This is a genomic window from Photobacterium rosenbergii (genome assembly GCF_033022775.1).
In the GTDB taxonomy this organism is placed as follows: Bacteria; Pseudomonadota; Gammaproteobacteria; order Enterobacterales; family Vibrionaceae; genus Photobacterium; species Photobacterium rosenbergii_A.
Window position 1 is genome coordinate 331,386 of record NZ_JAWJZI010000005.1, and the last position, 20,495, is coordinate 351,880.

At 47.2% G+C, this 20,495-nt stretch carries 15 protein-coding genes; 5 read left to right on the top strand and 10 right to left on the bottom strand.

The window, feature by feature from the left end; all coding sequences use genetic code 11:
- Positions 1-115: 115 nt before the first annotated feature.
- Positions 116-2,005 carry a DEAD/DEAH box helicase gene (locus R2X38_RS15080; RefSeq protein ID WP_317523125.1) on the bottom strand — a complete coding sequence of 630 codons (1,890 nt, stop codon included), beginning with the start codon at positions 2,003-2,005 and terminating at the stop codon, positions 116-118.
- 463 nt (positions 2,006-2,468) lie between these two features.
- On the opposite strand from R2X38_RS15080, the gene R2X38_RS15085 reads away from it, so the two are divergent.
- Together R2X38_RS15085 and R2X38_RS15090 are read left to right on the top strand one after the other, a co-directional pair.
- Positions 2,469-4,472: an exoribonuclease II gene (locus tag R2X38_RS15085; protein WP_317523126.1), complete on the top strand. Its 2,004-nt coding sequence runs from the start codon at positions 2,469-2,471 to the stop codon at positions 4,470-4,472.
- A gap of 111 nt (positions 4,473-4,583) precedes the next feature.
- Positions 4,584-5,138, top strand: a complete 555-nt coding sequence (locus tag R2X38_RS15090; RefSeq protein WP_317523127.1) for a DUF1415 domain-containing protein — start codon at positions 4,584-4,586, stop codon at positions 5,136-5,138.
- Between the two features lie 588 nt (positions 5,139-5,726).
- Here R2X38_RS15090 and R2X38_RS15095 read toward each other — a convergent pair.
- The 4 genes from R2X38_RS15095 to malE (R2X38_RS15110) form a co-directional block, all read right to left on the bottom strand.
- Positions 5,727-5,930 (bottom strand): hypothetical protein, encoded by a 204-nt coding sequence (locus R2X38_RS15095; protein ID WP_317523128.1) that lies wholly within the window; start codon positions 5,928-5,930, stop codon positions 5,727-5,729.
- Positions 5,931-6,167: 237 nt separating this feature from the next.
- Positions 6,168-7,058, bottom strand: coding sequence for a maltose ABC transporter permease MalG (malG, locus tag R2X38_RS15100; RefSeq protein ID WP_107297074.1), 891 nt, complete (start codon positions 7,056-7,058; stop codon positions 6,168-6,170).
- Positions 7,059-7,069: 11 nt separating this feature from the next.
- Positions 7,070-8,653 carry a maltose ABC transporter permease MalF gene (gene malF, locus R2X38_RS15105; protein WP_317523129.1) on the bottom strand — a complete coding sequence of 528 codons (1,584 nt, stop codon included), beginning with the start codon at positions 8,651-8,653 and terminating at the stop codon, positions 7,070-7,072.
- 65 nt (positions 8,654-8,718) lie between these two features.
- A complete protein-coding gene (malE, locus tag R2X38_RS15110) occupies positions 8,719-9,900 on the bottom strand; it encodes a maltose/maltodextrin ABC transporter substrate-binding protein MalE (protein ID WP_317523130.1) in 1,182 nt (393 codons plus the stop codon).
- Positions 9,901-10,507: 607 nt separating this feature from the next.
- Between malE (R2X38_RS15110) and malK the strand changes: the two genes are divergently transcribed.
- The 3 genes from malK (at position 10,508) to R2X38_RS15125 (ending at position 12,936) form a co-directional block, all read left to right on the top strand.
- A complete protein-coding gene (gene malK, locus R2X38_RS15115) occupies positions 10,508-11,617 on the top strand; it encodes a maltose/maltodextrin ABC transporter ATP-binding protein MalK (protein ID WP_317523131.1) in 1,110 nt (369 codons plus the stop codon).
- A gap of 113 nt (positions 11,618-11,730) precedes the next feature.
- On the top strand, positions 11,731-12,579 hold the full coding sequence (locus tag R2X38_RS15120) for an alpha/beta hydrolase (protein WP_317523132.1): 849 nt from the start codon (positions 11,731-11,733) through the stop codon (positions 12,577-12,579).
- Positions 12,580-12,753: 174 nt separating this feature from the next.
- Positions 12,754-12,936, top strand: a complete 183-nt coding sequence (locus R2X38_RS15125) for a hypothetical protein (RefSeq protein ID WP_317523133.1) — start codon at positions 12,754-12,756, stop codon at positions 12,934-12,936.
- Positions 12,937-13,031: 95 nt separating this feature from the next.
- Here the strand turns inward: R2X38_RS15125 and R2X38_RS15130 are convergent, their stop codons facing one another.
- The 5 genes from R2X38_RS15130 to ectB all read right to left on the bottom strand — a co-directional run bounded on the left by R2X38_RS15130 (position 13,032) and on the right by ectB (position 20,471).
- Positions 13,032-15,851: an amylo-alpha-1,6-glucosidase gene (locus R2X38_RS15130; RefSeq protein ID WP_317523134.1), complete on the bottom strand. Its 2,820-nt coding sequence runs from the start codon at positions 15,849-15,851 to the stop codon at positions 13,032-13,034.
- A gap of 111 nt (positions 15,852-15,962) precedes the next feature.
- Complete coding sequence (gene malE / locus R2X38_RS15135) at positions 15,963-17,144, bottom strand: maltose/maltodextrin ABC transporter substrate-binding protein MalE (protein ID WP_317523135.1); 1,182 nt, start codon at positions 17,142-17,144, stop codon at positions 15,963-15,965.
- A gap of 130 nt (positions 17,145-17,274) precedes the next feature.
- Positions 17,275-18,699 carry an aspartate kinase gene (locus tag R2X38_RS15140; RefSeq protein ID WP_317523136.1) on the bottom strand — a complete coding sequence of 475 codons (1,425 nt, stop codon included), beginning with the start codon at positions 18,697-18,699 and terminating at the stop codon, positions 17,275-17,277.
- 107 nt (positions 18,700-18,806) lie between these two features.
- On the bottom strand, positions 18,807-19,193 hold the full coding sequence (locus R2X38_RS15145) for an ectoine synthase (protein ID WP_317523137.1): 387 nt from the start codon (positions 19,191-19,193) through the stop codon (positions 18,807-18,809).
- Positions 19,194-19,205: 12 nt separating this feature from the next.
- A complete protein-coding gene (gene ectB / locus R2X38_RS15150; protein ID WP_317523138.1) occupies positions 19,206-20,471 on the bottom strand; it encodes a diaminobutyrate--2-oxoglutarate transaminase in 1,266 nt (421 codons plus the stop codon).
- Positions 20,472-20,495 lie beyond the last annotated feature (24 nt).

Genomic DNA, 20,495 nt, shown 5'->3' on the forward strand with positions numbered 1-20,495 from the left:
AAAATAAGTCATTGGAATGACTGAAAGAAGAGGCAACTGACAGGCATAAAAAAATCCAGCCCCTTTCGGAGCTGGATTCTCAAATCATCTGACTAGATTGTGTAATCTGCGTCGATTAGTCTTCGAAGCGAGGCTTACGGTCGCGACGAGGGGCACCATGGTTACGCTCACCACGGTAGCTACCACGGTTGTCACCGCCACGGTTGCGGTCAAAACGGCGCTCGCCGTCACGACGTGGGCGGTTACCATCGCGGTTACCATCACGGTTGCCACGGTAGCCACCACGATTACCATCACGGTTGCCATCACGGCCGCCACGACGGTGCTCACGCAGTACATCGTCAGCCACAACTACAGCTTTCGCTTCGTTCTGACGGATACGTAGTTTCTTAAGCTGTGCAGCCACTTCGCTGGTCATCTTCTTAGGAAGCTGAACGTAAGTGTGCTCTGGTGCAAGCTTGATAGCACCAATGAACTCTTTGCTTAGGCCAAGTTCGTTTGCGATTGCGCCAACGATATCTTTAACCTGAACACCTTGCTCACGGCCAACCTGAAGCTGGTAAGTATCCCAGTCAGCAGTGTTGAAGTTACGACGCTCACGGCGCTCGCCACGCTCACCGCCACGGTCTTCACGACGACGTTCACGGCGCTGCTTGTCACGCTCGATAGCAGCGATCATTGGGTCCGGACCTTTGTAGAACAGAGGACGGTTACCCTGCTGGCGCTTAAGTAGCATTGCAGCTAGTGTCGCAGCATCAACTTCGATGGTTTCTTGTAGCTTCTCAACAAGCTCAACAAACGCTTCTAGGCTTGACTCTTCTTTCTGTGCTTCCAGCTCCTGACCCAGACGGTTCAGGCGTGCTTCAGCAACAGCGTCACGTAGAGGAAGTTGGATTTCTTCCATACGAGACTTAGTTACACGCTCGATAGTACGTAGCATACGGATCTGGTTAGTACGAACCAATAGGATCGCTTTACCGTTACGACCTGCACGACCAGTACGACCGATACGGTGGATGTATGACTCAACATCGAATGGGATGTCGTAGTTGAATACGTGAGTGATACGAGGAACATCAAGACCACGAGCAACAACGTCAGTTGCTACTAGGATATCGATAACACCTTTCTTGATGTGATCAACAGTACGCTCACGAAGAGACTGAGGAATATCACCGTGAAGTGCAGCAGCTTTGAAGCCACGTGCAGATAGCCAGTCAGCCAGACGTTCGGTGTCCTGACGAGTACGTACGAATACGATAGACGCATCAGTATCTTCAGTTTCAAGAAGACGCATCATTGCTTCGTCTTTCTCTACGCCTTTAACAACCCAGAACTGCTGCTCTACCTGAGAAACAGTACGGTTTTCACCAGCAACGTCGATGCGCGCAGGTTCACGTAGGAAACGGTCAACGATTTCTTTAACCATTGGTGGCATAGTTGCAGAGAACAGAACACGCTGTGCTGTTTCTGGCGCTTGCTCCATGATCCAAGTAACGTCGTCAACGAAGCCCATTTTCAGCATTTCGTCAGCTTCATCAAGTACAAACGTGTGTACTTCATCAAGGTGTAGACGGTCACGCGTGATAAGGTCTTTAACACGGCCTGGAGTACCAACAACAATGTGGGCACCGTTCTTAAGGGCACGCATTTGATCAACGATAGAAGCACCACCGTAAATCTCAAGAACTTTAAGACCTTTAACGTTCTGACCTAGAGTCTTGATTTCAGCTGCAACCTGAATCGCTAGTTCGCGAGTCGGTGCCATAACAATAGCCTGTGGCTTATGCTGGCCAAGATCCAGTTTGTTTAATAGAGGCAGTGAGAATGCCGCTGTTTTACCTGTACCTGTCTGCGCTTTACCTAGTGCATCAGTACCAGTAAGTAGTAGAGGAATAGACGCCGCTTGGATAGGAGTCGGCGCAACGAAGCCCATTGAGTCTAGTGCGGATAGTAGTGTGTCGGCCAGTTCTAACTGGCGAAATTCTGTAACAGATTCTTGCATTGGGATCCCAATAAATGATCTAACGGAAACGGGGCCCCTTTGGCTATAAAACGGTTCTGCAACAGCAACCACAAGCATGGGCCTCGACTATAGAGGCGCGCATTGTGCGCCATTACAAGATAAAAAGCCAGAAAAAATTGAGCACTGTCACAAATTAACCTTCAAGCACCTATTATTTAAACAATAAGTGCAACAGGGCAGCCATTTTCGCGGAAAATTAGACATTCTGCTTATTTAAAACGTATTTCAATTGACATGATTTTACACAGTTAAGTTAGAAATTCCGGCTGAATTATTGCTGGATCATGGCCCAACTTATTCAACCAATAGCGATAAAACGCCACCCGCTCTCTAGCGTCTCATTATTCAATTATGATAATCCGATGTCAGCACGGGCTTGAAACTTGGTTTTATGGCCTGAAAACTTTATAGTGTGGCTGTTAACCACCTGAGACCGGGCATAATGTTTCAAGATAATCCTTTATTAGCACAGCTTAAAAAACAAATTCAGGAAACACTTCCTAAAAAAGAAGGCAGCATCAAGGCAACTGACCGTGGCTTTGGCTTTCTAGAAGTCGACAATAAAGAAAGCTTCTTCATTCCACCTAACTATATGAAAAACGTAATGCACGGTGACCGTGTGACAGCCGTTATTCGTACCGAAAAGGAGCGTGAAGTTGCTGAACCACAGGAACTGATTGAGCAGTTCATCACTCGTTTTATTGGCCGAGTAAAGCTTATCCGTGATCGCCTGCATGTTGTTCCCGATCACCCTCAGCTGAAAGATGCCATTAAAGCTCGCCCTGTCAAAGGTCTGAACCCAGAGTTGCTTAAAGAAGGCGACTGGGTTGTTGCCAATATGACTCGCCATCCATTGGTCGGTGACAACAAGACTTTCTTCTGTGAAATCAAAGAAAAGATCACTGACAGCAATGACAAGATTGCGCCATGGTGGGTAACGCTTGCTCGCCACGACCTGCCAAATGCCGAGCCAGCACCACAAGAGAGCTGGTCAATGCTTGAAGAAGGCTTGGAGCGTGAAGATCTAACCGAGCTTCCATTCATCACTATCGACGGTGAATCGACCAAAGATATGGATGACGCGATTTACACTGTTGCCAAGGAAGACGGTAGCTTTGAAATCACCATCGCCATTGCAGATCCAACATCATACATCGAAGTGGGTGACAAGATGGACAAAGAAGCACGCGAGCGTGGCTTCACCATCTACCTACCAGGCCGTAACATCCCAATGTTGCCTCGAGAGCTCAGCGATGAGCTATGCTCGCTGCTAGAAGATGAAAAACGCCCGACATTATGTTGCCGCGTTAGCATCGATAAAGAGGGTGTTATCCAAGACGACATCCACTTCTTCGCAGCATGGATCAAATCACAAGGCCGTTTGGCTTACGACAATGTGTCTGATCTGCTTGAAAATGGTGCATGCGAAAACTGGACACCAAACGAAACTATCCTAGAGCAAATCAAAGCCCTTCACGGTTTTGCCAATGCTCGCAGCGCGTGGCGTGCCGCCAATGCAGTCGTGTTCCCAGATCGTCCCGACTACCGCTTCGAACTGAGCGAAGATAACGACGTTGTTGCTATCCACACCGACCCGCGCCGTACCGCAAACCGTATGATCGAAGAAGCGATGATCACTGCCAACATTTGTGCTGGTCGTGTTCTGCAAGAAAAATTCGGTTTTGGTGTTTATAACTACCACAACGGTTTCAATCCAGAAAAACTGGATACTGCGATGGACTTCCTGACCAACGCCGAAGCGCCATTTGAAAAAGAGCAACTGCTAACTCTAGACGGTTTCAGTGCGCTTCGCCGCTGGCTGAATGCGCAAGACTCGACTTACTTGGACAACCGCTTACGCAAGTTCCAAGCGTACAGTGAGGTGGGTAACAAGCCAGCGGCGCACTACGCGATGGGCTTGGATGTCTACGCCACATGGACATCACCAATCCGTAAATACGGCGATATGATCAACCACCGCTTGCTTAAAGCCGTTATCTCTGGCCAAGAGCCAAGTCAAACACCTGATGACAAGGTGGGTGAAGAGATCGCGACTCACCGCCGTAACCATCGTATGGCCGAGCGTGATGTTGCTGATTGGCTATATGTACGATTGCTGAAAGACGCTGTGAAAGAAGCAACCGTATTCACCGCTGAGATCTTCGATATCAACCGTGCAGGCATGCGTGTTCGTTTGCTTGAAAACGGGGCGGCCGCGTTCATCCCTGCGCCTTTGATCCTCGATAACAAAGAGCGCATCGAGTGCAACGGTGAACTAGGTATCGTGAATATCGACAAGGTGAAAGAGTACCAGCTTGGTGATCAGCTTGAAGTGAACATTGCTGAAGTGCGTACAGCAACTCGCCAGCTAGTTGCCAAGCCTGTTAAGCAATTCCCGGCACCAGAAGCAGAGAATACACCTGCTGAAGAATCCGCTGAAGCATAATAAGCTCTCAGCCAAAGACTCAAAGGGCCAGCGCTTGCTGGCCCTTTTTATATAATTTCCGTATTAGATAATAAATGCCACATTGCTCAGTGGCCTAACAATAAGTCAGCTATGAATAATCTAAACATCGAAAACGTCCACCAGCAAGTCCTGCAGTGGTTAGAAAATGTCGTCATCGGACTCAACCTCTGCCCCTTTGCAGCCAAGCCTAACCGTAACAAGCAGATTCAGATCTTCATCTCTGAAGCGAATGATGAAGATGTATTGCTTGAAGAGATCTATCACCAGCTCAAGAAACTCGACAGCACACCCGTTAAAGAGTTAGAGACAACCCTGGTTGTTACACCTCATTTGTTCGAGGACTTTGCTGACTATAACCAGTACCTTGATCTTGTTGACGCCTTGCTATTCCAAATGGGTTATCAAGGCACCTACCAGGTTGCAAGCTTCCACCCTGACTACTGCTTCCACGGTACCCAGCCTGATGATGCCGAGAACCTAACTAACCGTTCGCCCTACCCGATTTTCCACCTGATCCGCGAAGAGAGTATGGAAAAAGTCCTTAAGCACTACCCCGATCCGGAGGGGATCCCAGAACGAAACATCGAGCGGGTTGAAAGCTTAACCGATGAAGAAATCGCCCGGCTTTTCCCGTTCTTGAAATAGGTAATAGCAAGCTAGGCTGAGTCAATCAGCCTAGTCGTTGGCTCATGACTTTAAGTTAAAAAACTTACAATCTCAGACTAACCTCAACCATTCAGGACCTATCAGAGAACTGTGTTTCTAATGGTGAAATGGGATACAAAAAAACCCGAACAGGTAGGTCGGGTTTTGGTTACCAATAAAACTTACTCTTTTTGCAAAGGTAAGCCCAGCTATGCAGCAACGCCAATGATGTATGGAGCCTAGCTTATCCTAACAGATCGGCGGCCAAACCATTGTTAGGCACTAAACTCGGGAGTCGCTTGCCTAAGTGAAAACAAGCGTGTTGTTATTATTTTATGAGGTGCTTTTTATACCCCACTAGAATGATTCTATCAGCCCCTACCGAAATGTGAAACAAATAAGATGGCGGAAATGACTAAAATTCATCATTTATTCAAGATTTATGTTTTTGATTAAATTGACAATATAAAATCAAATATCAACGCAATAATGCATGAAAAAACAACCGAGTAGTTTGATAATTACTTTTAGTTTTATAAATAAAAAAGTGACCATAATGATGATCACTTTTATAAAAATGAGGCCGTATTACTTATTCGCGCCTTCCTTCATCTCTTTTTTTAACTTAGTACATTCATAGATAGGAATAGCGGTTACACCAAGTATCTTCCCTTCATACATGCATATGATTTGTGGCGCTGTAACTGTACTGCCACCACCATGGCCGGATGAAGAATTAGCGAAAGTAAATCCAGAAAAAGCAAGCATCATCAGAACAAGCAATTTTTTCATTAGAAGCCTCCACGTGTTTGGGTTTATTCACAACGTAAACCAACTTCTAAAGCGTAGCAGGTATTACCTGAAGTAAAAGCAATGTGCTACTTCCAGTGCGTTATATCAGTTGTCTCGTATTACTAATGAGAAACCACTGTACAACCTTAACCAAAAACCACATTCATTTTAGGTATAAAAAAACCGGATGCCTTAGCATCCGGTTTGCTTTCCAATCTCATGGACTCTAAATGGGAATTAACCTTTCACACCACCAGCAGTCAGGCCACCAACCAAGAACTTCTGCGCCAGCAGGAAGACGGTTGTAATTGGAATTGCCGATAGTACCGCGGCCGCTGCAAAGTCACCCCATAGGTAGTTCTGTGGGTATAGGTACTGCTGCATACCAACAGCCAGGGTGTAGTTACTTACATCAGTCAGTAGCAGTGATGCTACCGGTACTTCAGTTACCACTCCGATAAACGACAGGATAAATACTACCGCAAGGATTGGCACTGAAAGTGGCAACAATACCAGGCGGAATGCCTGCCATGGTGTTGCACCATCCAATGCTGCCGCTTCTTCCAGCGAGCCATCAATCGTTTCAAAGTAACCTTTGATTGTCCAAACGTGCAGGGCAATACCGCCAAGGTAAGAGAAAATCAGACCACCGTGCGTGTTTAGTCCCAAGAATGGGATGTACTGCCCCAAACGGTCGAACAAAGCGTACAACGCAACCAGAGCAAGTACCGCAGGGAACATCTGGAAGATCATCATCCCTTTCAGGATAGTGCTCTTGCCTTTGAAACGCATACGAGCAAACGCATAAGCACTGGTTGTTGAAAGCGCTACGATGATAATAGAAGTAATACCTGCCACTTTCACCGTGTTCCACAGCCATAGTAGGACAGGGAATGGTGGTGGAGTCACGCTACCGTCGCTGTTAGTCACCGAGAAACCAAGCGCTAATCGCCAGTGATCTAAGGTTGGGTTACTTGGGATCAGCTCACCACTTGCAAAGTTACCTTCACGCAGGGAGATAGCAACAATCATCAGGAGCGGGAAAATCGTTGCCGCCAAGAACAAACACAATCCAATGTGTGTTGCCCATACCCGATATTTTAATGACTTAGGTTGAACCATTGGCATGACGTCTCTCCTTAGTCCTGCTCAAGCTTAGTGTTGGTAAATTTCAGGTTAAGTAGTGCCATACCACCTACCAATAGGAAGATAACTGTTGCGATTGCACCGGCTAGACCGAAGTCCTGGCCACCGCCACCTTCAAACGCGATACGGTAGGTGTAACTTACTAGCAAGTCAGTGTAACCTGCAGGCTCTGAGGTGCCGACCATGTTCGGACCACCAGAGGTCAATAGCTGAATCATAACAAAGTTGTTGAAGTTAAACGCGAAACTTGCAATCAGTAGCGGCGTTAGCGGTTTAATCAACATTGGTAGCGTGATAGTGAAGAAGTTCTGAATAGGGCCTGCACCATCAATGGCAGACGCTTCATACAAATCTTCAGGAATCGACTTCAACAGACCCATACATAGGATCATCATGTAAGGGAAACCAAGCCAGGTGTTAACCAAAACGACCATCACTCGAGCCATTACTGGGTCTGAGAACCAAGATGGCTTAATCCCGAACATGGCCTCAAGCAGCATGTTTATTTCACCAAAGCTCTGGTTGAACAGACCCTTGAAGATCAGAATCGAGATAAACGACGGCACCGCATATGGAAGTATAAGCAATACACGGTAAACGCCACTGAATTTTAGTGGTTCCCACTGTACGATAACAGCCAGGATCATACCCAGAGCCAGTGTCAGGGCTACAGCAAGGAAGGCAAAGACAACTGTCCAAACGAAGATGCCAAGGAACGGTTCTTTAATACCATCATCAGTTAGCACACGCTCGAAGTTAGCCGCGCCAACGCCAACCACGAATCCAGGTGAAATTGGTTTTTCAACAAACTCACCATTGGCATCAACGGGCTGGTAGAAACCAATCTCGTAGTTTGGCTTGAACAATTGGTTAGTCTGGTTGTTTAGCAGTGACTCGCCATCTTCCTGAAGAGTGAAGAGCGGAGTCTCAGCCGCGAACTTACGCAAGCCACTCATGCGGATGTGTTCGCCGCTAGGCATTTCCAGCTCAACCTTGTTTAGGTTAGAGCGGTTTTGCACGATAGTACGGATTATTTCCTTCTCACCCTGAACCGCATCAACTTCACGCAGGTTCATGTATTCTTCAGCAGGCGGATTAGAAATATCGAATACATCTGAGGCTAATAGGTCACCATCGGCTTTAATGATTAGCTGGTGGCCGTTTTCAACCTTGTACAGATCGAAACCGTAGCTTTCCCCTGACAAGAAAGACCGTTGCTGCAAAACAGTCTGCGCACGCTCTAGAGACAACTGGTTGGAAGCACTGTAGTTAGTAAAGGCCAATCCAACCGTATAAATCAGTGGGAAAATAACGAAAATAATCATCCCGGCGACACCAGGATAAATGTAGCGATGAGCGTAGGTTTTCTTACTACCAAAGATATAAAGAGCAAGAGCTGTGAGAACAACGGTAAGAAGCGCGAAGGGAATCTCACCCTGTGCGTACATTAAGACAGTAGCATAACCGTTAACCGTACCGATCATGCCTAGCAGTGACCATTTTAGCCACTTACGATAATTTAATTTCGAACTTTCCTGAGGTGAATCGAGAAGTTCTGCACCTTGAACTGACTGCATCTCAGCTCCTTGCTAGCAAAATGACAAATAAAGATGGGGAGAGTTACCCCTCCCCGTAAAACGTTTTACTTAAGAATGTGACCCGCTGCTGCGTCTAGAGCGTCATCAACACCCTGGCGACCGTCAACAACATTCTGGATAGCGTTACCTTGTGCGTACCAGAAAGCAGTCATCTGAGGAACGTTTGGCATGATTTCACCGTTCATTGCGTTATCCATTGTCGCGGCAATGCGGGTATCTTTATCTAGCTTCTGCTGGAAAGACTTAAGTGCTACTGCACCTAGAGGCTTGTCAGCGTCAACTTTCGCCAGACCTTCGTTAGTTAGTAGGTAGTTTTCAATAAACTCAACAGCCAAGTCTTTGTTAGGAGAAACTGCGCTGATGCCTGCAGTTAGTACACCAACAAAAGGTTTAGACGGGTTGCCGTTCAGTTTAGGAAGTAGCGTTACACCGTAATCGATACCAGACTTCTCAATGTTGCCCCAAGACCACGGGCCATTGATTGTCATTGCAACGTTACCTTTGTTGAACTCTGCTTCAGAGATGCTGTAGTCCATATCTGGTGAGATAACTTTCTTATCAACCAGAGACTTGATGAAGTTCATGCCGTACTTCGCACCCGCGTTGTTCACACCTACGTCTTTAACGTCGTAGCCGTTCGCAGTGAATTTGAAGGCATAACCACCGTCAGCAGTTAGGATTGGCCATGTGAAGAACGGTTCTTTCAGGTTCCACATGATCGCTTTCTTGCCATCTTTCTGAAGCTTCTTGTCTAGTGCTTCGATGTCTTCCCAGTTCTTAGGTGGGTTTGGAACAAGATCCTTGTTGTAAATCAGAGAAAGAGCTTCTACAGCAACAGGGTAACCGACATATTTGCCATCGTATGAAACCGCGTCCCAAGTGAAGTCGATGATCTTATCTTTCATCTCTTGAGTTGGGTTGATTTCAGTTAGCAGGCCAGCTTTCGCATAGCCACCGAAACGGTCGTGCGCCCAGAATACGATATCAGGACCATCACCGGCTGCAGCAACCTGTGGGAAACGCTCTGCAAGGTTATCAGGAAAAGCGACAGTAACTTTTACGCCAGTGTCTTCTTCGAACTGTTTACCTACTTCTGCCAAGCCGTTGTAACCTTTGTCACCATTAATCCAAATGGTAAGTTGACCTTCTTCAATCGCTGCATGCGCAGATACTGAACCAAGAGCAGCAAGGGTACATAATGCGACTGTGCTGAGGACTTTCTTCATTATTAACATCCTTCATGATTGTTATTGGTTGTATTACAGAGGCCTCTCTGCGATACAAATTTCAGTCTGTATCTTCCAACAGTATCAAGCACTCGGCATCATCCTGTGTCCTACGCCCCCACCCCCTAAGTGTGAAAAGCGTGATCTCCGTCGTTTCGCTTAGTGATGCAGATCTAATAACGACGTGTGATTGTGATACAGCGCACATACTATAGGGAATAAAACAGTCCTTCAGCCCTTTGAATAACAAAGTGTGATCTAAACACTCCTCCCCCCCTCATCCCCCTTTTTATTTATTGATAAGGAGGATGTTTCCGCGTGTTTTCTCGACAAGAATACAACCATACCCACTGGGTAGTTGAAGACACTGTTCTTTTTCTTAGGTAATGCACTTTTGCACTAACCACTCTTTTATAAAGACGACAGCACCATTTTATTTCTTGGGGAAGTAGATAATTTGGATTTTGTCAGGGTAGACGTCGATTCCTTAGTGAATCGCGCTCTACCCGATTTTTCTTCAATTACACGGAAAAATTCTTTACCTGCAAGGCCACGCCCTACTAAGATGAGGTCTTGCTGGCAACAACAACTTAGAGGAATAGGCTCGATGGCGAGTGTTACTTTACGAAATGTATGTAAAGCATATGGAGATAACCTGATTTCCAAAAACGTTGATCTCGATATTGCTGAAGGTGAGTTCGTTGTCTTCGTAGGTCCATCAGGCTGTGGTAAGTCAACACTTCTACGTTGTATCGCAGGCCTGGAAGACATTACTTCAGGTGATTTGTACATCGGCGAAGAACGCATGAACGACGTGCCACCGTCAGAGCGCGGTGTGGGCATGGTGTTCCAGTCTTATGCACTTTACCCTCACCTTAATCTGTTCGATAACATGTCTTTTGGCATGAAGCTGGCAAAAGCCGACAAGGATGAAACCAAGCGCCGAGTTGACCACGCAGCGGAAATCCTTCAACTAGGTCACCTTCTTGAGCGTAAGCCAAAAGCACTATCTGGCGGTCAGCGCCAGCGTGTCGCTATCGGTCGTACCTTGGTATCGCAACCTAACGTTTTCCTACTGGACGAACCGCTTTCTAACCTTGATGCTGCACTTCGCGTTCAGATGCGTATCGAAATTGCCAAGCTTCACAAGCAACTTGGCTGTACCATGATCTACGTAACCCACGACCAGATCGAAGCAATGACCATGGCACAGAAGATCGTTGTGCTGGACGGTGGTTATGTTTCTCAGGTTGGTAAACCTCTTGAGCTATACCACTACCCTCAGAACCGCTTCGTTGCTGGTTTCATCGGGTCACCGAAGATGAACTTCATGAGTGTATTCATTGAGCAGGTTGAAGAAGACCGCGTGATGGTACAAATGGCAAACGGCAAAGCATTCTGGATCCCTGTTGACGGTACAACAGTGACCAAAGGCGACCGTATGTCTCTGGGGGTTCGCCCTGAGCACCTACTACCAGAAGGTGAAGGTGATGCCACCATCGACGGTACTGTGCAGGTTGTAGAGAAACTAGGTTACGAAACCCAAGCTTACCTGCGCCTTGAGCACATGGATGCCGATTTCATCTACCGCCGTCCAGATACCATTAACGTTGATGCAGGCGATTCATTCAAAGTTGATATCCCAGCGCACCGCTGTCACCTGTTCCACAGCGATGGCAGAGCATGCCGCCGCCTGTACAAAGAGCCGGGTGTATAAGGAAACCAGTTTCCCCCTCGAATAATCAAGTGGCTTTAAATCACTTGAAAACAAGCAAGCGCTGTTGATTAAAACCAACAGCGCTTTTTTTATGCTTCGTCAACGGAAGATCTATGACTCTTAACCCAACACAAAAAAACTATGACCCCGCTCGAATGATTGTCCATGAGGATATGGATATCCCGCAATTAAATCGCCAGCGCCATGTCCGTGTATATCTGCCAGAAGACTATAAGAGCAGCACACGACACTATCCTGTTATTTATATGCATGACGGCCAAAACGTCTTTGAGCCCGAGCTATGCATTGCCGGCGCTAGCTGGCAAGTCGCTGAGCAGTTAGATGCGCTTCAGGCCAACGGCGAATCAACAGGATTCATTGTAGTCGCTATTGATTGCACCCAACGCCGTGGCCACCTCGGCCGGCGGGATGAATACTCACCCTGGGCATTCGCCCCATCCGCAACACTGTCCAGCTGGGAGCAAGCAATTGAGCCGCAAGGGGGCGAAGGAGAGGCTTACTGCGATTTTATCGTCCAAACCCTCAAGCCTTTCATTGACCACCATTACCGAACCCAGCCAGAACGGGCATCAACTACCATAGCTGGCAGCTCAATGGGAGGCTTTATCAGCCTCTATGCAGTATTGAAATACCAAGATACCTTTTCCAAAGCTGGCGTGTTCTCACCAGCTTTCTGGTTCGCACCAGAGGCAATGAAAGCCTACCTTGAGAAAACACTCATCGAGTATCCTATCGATATCTACATGGACATTGGCACCAATGAAACCAGTGACCCGTCTATTGAAGCATTCCAGGCGCTTTACCATGATCTTGCCGTTGAGTTTGCAGAGCTCCTCTGCCTCAAATCTCCCCAGATAACTTGTCAGTTCAATGTTGATCATGGCGGTATTCACAGTGAAATGGCCTGGGCACAGCGATTTACCAACCTAATAAAAATTTAAACCAAAAATGATCCAAATCGTCCTTAGTGGAGTTATCAGGTGGAACAGGAGTAAAAGCGCTCCTACACTGAAAATGAAACGGTAAGTAGGTTGTACCACTACTCGTTCGGGTAATCATTCAACCGCGATAGTGCTTCCCTGAGCAGGTATGACTTTCAAATGGAGGATCATTATATGAGCAGCCATGATAGGATCGAAGATATCGAACAACGCATCCACCTAGCTTATCAAGAGGGTAACTATCAAGAGGCAAAAGCCCTTGAGGCCAAGATCAAAAAGCTTAGAGGACAGCGTAACCTATACGATGACAACGAGCCCTACTCCCTAGAGGGGCGTACTTATATGGATTACGACTAACAATCATGCTGCTCCTTTAGCTGACCAACCGACGACCAAACAAAAAGCGCTGCGTTTCTGCAGCGCTTTCCTTTTCCTATTAGAACCCAGCGAAATTAGTCCGTCGCCAGAGCAAGATTGGCCCCCTCAACTTGCTGCTGCAGCACGTGCTGTCCCTGTAGCACTGGGAAAACCAATGAATGATCCGGTTTGGCGAAAGCAAGATCACCTATAACTGGCGCAAAGCTTGGCTGTATTAGAACAAGATCACGAACCTGACCATCAACAACAACCGATACACAGGCAGGATCAAACTCGATCGTAGCTGGAAGTTCGTCAGCTTCCAGCACTAGCTGGTACTTCGCTTTGTCTGTTGCCATCAAGTGAAGCTCAAGCTGTACAGGGACACTTTCCATATAGGCAAGCTCGAATCGCTGCAAGCCTTGTTCAGTACGCTGGTAAGCTACAGACAGGGCATTGGACTGCCCAAAACGAAGCTCGGCATCAAACTGCTGCCAGCTAGACGGCAAGCATGGCGCCAAAACAACCTTGCCCGATAACAACTCCGGCTTGAAGCCGATGTAGTCCTGGTAGCCATTACGGGTAAACTCAGACACAGACCACGCTTGGGCATAGGTACCGGTTGTGGTTAGCCCCCCCTGCTCATTCAAAAATGCATCGAGGTTTTCACTCATAGCCCCACGATGACCGAGGTATAAGATCTGATCGGACAGGTTCTTGGTCAGCTGGTAGGCAAAATCGGCATAGCCATATTCAATTAGGCTTGAAACCGTGAAACCCGCATTCCACCCCCAAATGGTGCCGTTATGGTAGGCAGCATCTTTATGGTATTCCTCGCGGTTGGCATGGTAAGGATGGAAAATCGGATCGTACTGCGACAACGAGGTGATCCCCCAAGGGAACAGCAACTCACTGACCGCATTCTTCACCACTTTTGCACCAATCGCTTTGTCCAACAGCCCGTTATCAAACGGCACCGTTACCGTCATCAACTGGTTAGTTCGCACCTGAAGATCACGCTGATCGTTACTATACAAGCGATCAGCCAGTTTTTGCTGGTCTTGATCCCAGAACAACTTCTGGAAACTTTCACTTACCCGCCCAGCCATCTGCTGATAGTGCTCTACATTCTGCTTATCTTCTGTCAGCTTCGCCAGTTCAACAGCCACCAACAGGCTGGTATACCAAAGCGCTTGGATATCGTTCGCACGAGTACCGCGGGCCGACCAAGGCAGTTTGCCCTCAAATTTGGCATCCATCCAGGTATCCGGATCACGGTGAGTCATCAGCCCATGATCATCCAGGTAATGCTTTTCGATACCTGCAATATAGGTCTGCACCACAGGATAGATAGCCTTGGCGTAGTCTTTATCACCGCTATAGCGCAAATAATCCCACACCTCACGTACCATCCACGGGGTACCGTCGGTTGTGTTGTAAATAATATTGGTTAGGCTGGTGACACGGTTAGGAATACGGCCAAAATTCACATTGGTTTCATCTGCCAACTGCATCGACGCGAAATTATCGATAATGGTCTTGGCATCATCAAAATCACCATTGACCAAGGTAATACCCGGTACAGCAATAAAGGAATCACGCCCCCAGCAGTCCTTGAACCATGGAAGGCCAGCCCAAATGCCCTTGCCAAACTCGGTCGAAACAAACACTTTGCCAGCAGCCTTCGCCCACATCAAAGCACGGTTATATTCGCGATCTGATGTCCAGACATAGGAATTGGTCAGCATGTCATAAACCTGCTGCAAGTGAATACTCACCCCATCCTGCTCGACCAATGAGCGAGCATGCGCGACCGCGTCTGCTTCCGTCTCAGCAAAAGCCAGATAAACAGTCATCTCAGTTTGAGGGGCAGAGGTCGTTAGCAACGGCTTCACATGGTGGCCACTCAAGTGCACCTTGTCTTTGAGTGCTGGCGTTTCACCAAAGCTCGTTTCACTGAACGAAAAAGACTGTTCAGCACAAAGGGCAATAAACGATGGCGTACCTGCTTGTCGAAGCTCTTCTGACAGTGCATACACCACCCCGCCTTCAAATGCTGTCACTGATGAGCTATCCATCGCTAAGTTAAGCTGGGGCGCTATCGACAAAATAGCAGGCTCTTCAGACTTCACCGTAATAGCAGCGCTTCGCTGGCGGCTTTGTTGGCCGGAAAACAACATAAAGGTTTCCTCAATGTCATTACCGTTAGCGGCTTCAAAGCTATGGGTCACTCCATACGGGTAGATACGAGCCTCTTTGGCGGTAGTTTTGTCGTTAAGCACGCCACCGACAAATGAGGCCATAGCGCCGAGATACCAACCTTGCTTGTGGCGGTACTTTCCTGCGGCAACATAACCGTGGGTCACACCATCAAAATAACCATCGATGTTGTCGCCAAAGACAAATGGAGCACTCTGATCAACTGAGATAGCAAGTTCATCAAACAACGCATCAGGGCTGAGCACCTTGTTACCCTTACCGATCACTTCCCCTTTCGCGGTATTAACCGAGAAAGTTGCGTTGAACAGTGCACGGTTCGGCTCACTATCGAGGTTTTCACCACCAACCTCAATTACCATTTCAACTTTCTCATCGGAAACAGTAACAGAGAGGGTATATAAACCCGTGTCTGGTGCCATAAAGGTAAGGTCATTGCCGATCCCCTTGGCTGGGATCAGCGTCTGTGGCTGCTTCAGCTGACAAGCAACTGCTTTGTATTTATCGGCTGCAAAGCTCAGTGCCTCCGAGCCTTGTTGATCAGATATTTTGAAATTATGAAGATCGGCAGAAAAGCAAACTACAGCTTGGTAACAGCCTTCACCAATATACGCCATTGGTGTGTCGTCACCCCAGCCATTGAATGTCCCTTTAACGTATAACTGCTCAGTAAAAGGCGCTTGTTCAATTGTGCTCACGTGTTTTCCTTGGGTCATCGTAAATGACAAAAAAGCGCAGTCTCATCAAGATGAGCTGCGCGTTATTTAGATGTCTATTGGTTTCCAGACATGTATCGGTATTCAGTTAGATTAACGGATCTGAGAAGCTGCCGTATCCAGTGCTTCCTGAACAGTCTGACGGCCTAGAAGGGCATTCTCGATTGCTGCACCTTCAGCGAACCAGTAAGCCGTCATTTCAGGGATGTTCGGCATGATTTCACCGTTTTCAGCGTTGGTCATTGTGGCTGCAATACGGCTGTCTTTAGAAAGCTCCTGCTGGAAAGATTTCAGCGTCACAGCGCCCAGAGGCTTGTCGTCGTTCACTTTCGCCAAACCTTCATCTGTGATCAGGTAGTTCTCTAGGAATTCAACCGCCAGGTCAGTATTCGGGCTAGCAGAGTTGATACCCGCGCTCAATACACCGACGAATGGGTTAGATTTACCGCCATCAAGTGTTGGGAATACTGCAACGCCGTAGTTGATCTTAGACTTCTCAAGGTTGCCCCAAGACCATGGACCGTTGATAGTCATTGCTACGTTACCTTTGTTGAATTCAGATTCAGATACTGCGTAGTCCATATCCGCTGACACAACACCTTTCTTAGACAAATCGACCAAGAAGCTCAGGCCAGCAACACCGGCTTCGTTGTTAATACCAATTTGCTTACCGTCAAAACCTGTTTCCGTTTTCTTGAATGCATAACCGCCATTTGCAGAAATCATTGGCCATGTGAAATACGCATTCTTCACATCCCACATGATGGCTTTCTTGCCCTTGGCTGCCATTTGTTTTTCGATCTCGTACAACTCTTCCCAAGTCTTCGGCGGCTCAGGTAGTAGATCTTTGTTGTAGATAAGTGACGGTGATTCTAGTGCGATTGGGTAGCCCACCAACTTGCCTTCGTAAGTCACCGCATCCCAGCTAAAGTCAACCAGCTTATCTTTGAATTCTTGCGACGGTTTGATTTCAGTCAGCAGGCCTGATTTAGCATAACCTCCGAAACGGTCATGAGCCCAGAAGATGATGTCAGGGCCGCCGCCTGTAGGCGCAACTTGCTGGAACTTGGCTTCCAGTGATTCAGGGTACTGAACGTTAACTTTCACCCCGGTGTCTTCTTCAAACTGGCGGCCTACTTCAGCGAGGCCTTCATAGCCTTTGTCGCCGTTGATCCAAATAAGAATTTCACCTTCCTGCATGGCAGAGGCCGCCATTGGAAAAGCAAGAGCAGCAGTCAGAGAGCACAGAGCGAACGATTTCATCACACGTTTCATAGTTATTTCCAAGTTATTTTTATTCGACCCGAGCATTTTCCTCCTCCCACTGCTGATGAGCATCCTCCCCCGGCCTACTCCCCCCTATACTTAAACTCAACACTGTGAAACTGAACACATTTTGTAGATATCATGCCACCTTGTGCCCGATTACCGATCCACTATCACGTTCAAAAAATTCATTGTGAAGCGCGCAAATCGCGTGTCTATACTCTTTATCTCCTACGACAAACTGGACATTCACATTACGCATAGAAGCATGCATAGCGATCGGTGTTACCCCTTGGTTCATTAAAGACAGGACGCCCTGAGCCAATGCCTTGTTGGTATCGATCTGGGAACCAATCGCTGAAATCAACGCGACCATCCGTCCTGAAATCAAAGAATTGGGATACCGTTTTTCTGCCTGATAGAGAACACTGTTCAAACTCTCTGAATTTCCGCCCAGATAATAGGTAATAGAGTTGGCGTTCATCTCTTTCCCCAGCAGGTTAACGCGCGCGTCTGAGATAATCTCCATCAACTCATAACTGACATTGTCAACCTTACCCACCATAGCCTGGTCAAACACGTGCAAAGCAAATACCTTCTGCCTACCAGCAATAATTTCGATTTTGTTTGTCTCAGGCCGGTAGCTAGGCGAAATCAAGGTGCCCTTGTGCTCCGGCTCAAAGGTATTCTTGATTTGCAGTTCAATCCCACTTTCACGCAACCCTGCTGCAGCATTGGGATGAATGGCTTCCATTCCTAAGTTTGCCAGTTGGTCAGCCACATCATAATTGGTGCTGCCGATCGGGAGCACTTTTTCAGGACCGACAAGACGCGGGTCGGCAGAACTCAAGTGGTATTCTTTATGGATAACGGCTAGTTCGGCCTGAGTAATCGCCGCGATCCGGCTGAACGTCATTTCGCTGTAGCCCCTATCATAGGTCTGCATCAACCCTTCTTTGCAATATGCATAACCGGTCACAATCGGTAGCTCCTGTGTCACATCGATATCAGCAAAAGCGTCACGAATAGCATCGTCCAAGGCCTTTGGCTGCTGCTCATCCCAGCCCGATAAATCAACAAACCTGGCATTGATCCCCATATTTTTAAGTTTGAGTGCCGTATTGAAGGCGCTATGCGCCTCCCCTATCGAGGATAAAAACTCTCTTATTTGGGGTAGGTAGCTACGCAGCGAAAACTGTCCGTACTGACAAGTTTCCAAAATAGATGAAATACAATTGCGGGCTTCGGCAATTCGCGAGCGAATAAACTTATCTGCCCGAATGCGATTCACAGGATCGGCAAACATATTGTCATTTGTCAACAACATACGATTTTCAACGTACGACAAAGCCTCTTCCCATTTTTCATCACGCTGGGCGATAAGCTGATAAACACCTGGCTTTCTGTTTTTCTTGCCTTCTAATAGCGCATCGGTCAAGCCGCCGTATGCCGAAACGACAAAAATGCGATTATAGGGTTCTTTAGGACGAAGAATAATATTGTCGAGCACTGCATCAAATGCAGTCATAGATGTACCGCCGATTTTTTCTACGGTAAAAGTCATGAAACAGCCTTATATTTTGGGGGGTGAAGAAACAATTAATTGAATATGAGGTGCGAACGCACCTCAACGTTCTTTATATCCAAGTGACAAAAGAACACCTGATACATTTAGTCTACGAGGGGATATATACCATTTTCATCATGCACCTCTTGCCCCGTGACAGGGGGATTAAATACGCAGGCCATCACCATGTCTGTATTTTTATGTGCCCTTAAAAAATGTTCATCGTGTTTGTCTAGAATATATAGAGTACCCGGTTTTATTGGGTAGGTTTTCCCATCCACCACTTCAATTTCCCCCGTGCCGCTCATACAAAAAACAGATTCCAAGTGATTTTGATAATGGATATGGGTTTCAGTCCCCTCATAAATGGTCGTAATATGAAAAGAAAACCCCATATTATCGTCTTTCAATAGCATACGGACACTTTCCCAGTTATCCGCAACCACCCGTCGCTCACTGTTGCGACACTGTTCTAATGTTCTTACAATCATCATTAATCCCTGCTATGAAACCTGTTTGAAAAATTTAACCGCCACCGACTCCACCGCAGCTTCGAAGATATTCAGCCCTTGGGTCAATTCTTCTTCGGTGATGGTAAGCGGGCAGAAAAATTTGACGACTTCATCATCAGGACCCGCTGTTTCAATAACCATGCCGTTATCAAAACACGCTTTTGTGATCTCAGCCGCAATATCGCCACCTTTACATTCGATACCGCTCATCATGCCGCGACCTTTGCCCCGCAAAAACATCTCGGGGAAACGTTTAATACAGCGGTTGATGGTCTCATTGACTTGCTGCGAACATTGCTGGATGTGCGTGGTAAAATCATCGGTGGACCAGTAGATCTCCAACGCCATTGCTGCGGTTACAAATGCATGGTTATTACCACGGAAAGTACCGTTGTGCTCACCGGGCTTCCACTGATCAAGCCCTGGCTTAAGCAGCACGACCGCCATCGGTAATCCATAGCCACTTATCGATTTCGACAGCGTGACAATATCAGGCTGTATGCCTGATGGTTCGAAACTAAAGAAAGTACCAGTACGGCCGCAGCCTGCCTGAATATCGTCAACAATCAACAAGATATCGTGTAACTTACAAATTTTGCTGAGTTTCTGTAGCCATTGATCCGAAGCGACATTGAGTCCACCTTCACCCTGTACGGTTTCCAACAGCACGGCTGCCGGCTTATCCATGCCAGCCGAATTATCATCGAGCATGGTTTCAAACAATTTAAGACCATCAACACCGGCATAGCCCTCGAAAGGTATCCGGGTAACATTATCCAGGCTGGCGCCTGAACCTTGTCTGTGGTGTTGGTTTCCTGTCGCGGCCAATGCACCTGCGGTACAACCGTGAAAGCCATTGGTAAACGCGACAACACTACTTCGACCTTTGACTTTTTTTGCTAACTTCAATGCCGCTTCGACGGCATTCGTCCCCGTAGGGCCTGTGAATTGAACTTTGTAGTTTAGCTTTCTAGGCTCAAGAATAATGCGATTCAACGCCTCAAGAAATGCAGCCTTTGCTTCAGAATGCATATCCAGTCCATGGGCAATGCCATCCATTTCGATGTACTCAAGCAACGCTTGCTTGAGGACTGGGTTATTGTGACCGTAATTTAAAGATCCCGCGCCAGCAAGAAAGTCTAAGTACTGTTCACCTTGATCGGTTTCAAGCCAGCAACCTTTGGCTTTTCGAAACACAACGGGGAAGCTGTTTGAATAAGATCGAACATTAGATTCCTGCTTTTTAAAAATATCCATGATAAGACCGTTTTTGATACCTAT

Coding starts and splice junctions, on each gene's coding strand:
- malK (WP_317523131.1), top strand. CDS start 10,508: ATGGCGAGTGTTACTTTACGAAATGTATGTAAAGCATATGGAGATAAC.
- malG (WP_107297074.1), bottom strand. CDS start 7,058: ATGCCAATGGTTCAACCTAAGTCATTAAAATATCGGGTATGGGCAACA.
- R2X38_RS15125 (WP_317523133.1), top strand. CDS start 12,754: ATGAGCAGCCATGATAGGATCGAAGATATCGAACAACGCATCCACCTA.
- ectB (WP_317523138.1), bottom strand. CDS start 20,471: ATGGATATTTTTAAAAAGCAGGAATCTAATGTTCGATCTTATTCAAAC.
- R2X38_RS15095 (WP_317523128.1), bottom strand. CDS start 5,930: ATGAAAAAATTGCTTGTTCTGATGATGCTTGCTTTTTCTGGATTTACT.
- R2X38_RS15090 (WP_317523127.1), top strand. CDS start 4,584: ATGAATAATCTAAACATCGAAAACGTCCACCAGCAAGTCCTGCAGTGG.
- R2X38_RS15120 (WP_317523132.1), top strand. CDS start 11,731: ATGACTCTTAACCCAACACAAAAAAACTATGACCCCGCTCGAATGATT.
- R2X38_RS15080 (WP_317523125.1), bottom strand. CDS start 2,005: ATGCAAGAATCTGTTACAGAATTTCGCCAGTTAGAACTGGCCGACACA.
- R2X38_RS15140 (WP_317523136.1), bottom strand. CDS start 18,699: ATGACTTTTACCGTAGAAAAAATCGGCGGTACATCTATGACTGCATTT.
- malE (WP_317523130.1), bottom strand. CDS start 9,900: ATGAAGAAAGTCCTCAGCACAGTCGCATTATGTACCCTTGCTGCTCTT.
- R2X38_RS15145 (WP_317523137.1), bottom strand. CDS start 19,193: ATGATTGTAAGAACATTAGAACAGTGTCGCAACAGTGAGCGACGGGTG.
- R2X38_RS15085 (WP_317523126.1), top strand. CDS start 2,469: ATGTTTCAAGATAATCCTTTATTAGCACAGCTTAAAAAACAAATTCAG.
- malF (WP_317523129.1), bottom strand. CDS start 8,653: ATGCAGTCAGTTCAAGGTGCAGAACTTCTCGATTCACCTCAGGAAAGT.
- malE (WP_317523135.1), bottom strand. CDS start 17,144: ATGAAACGTGTGATGAAATCGTTCGCTCTGTGCTCTCTGACTGCTGCT.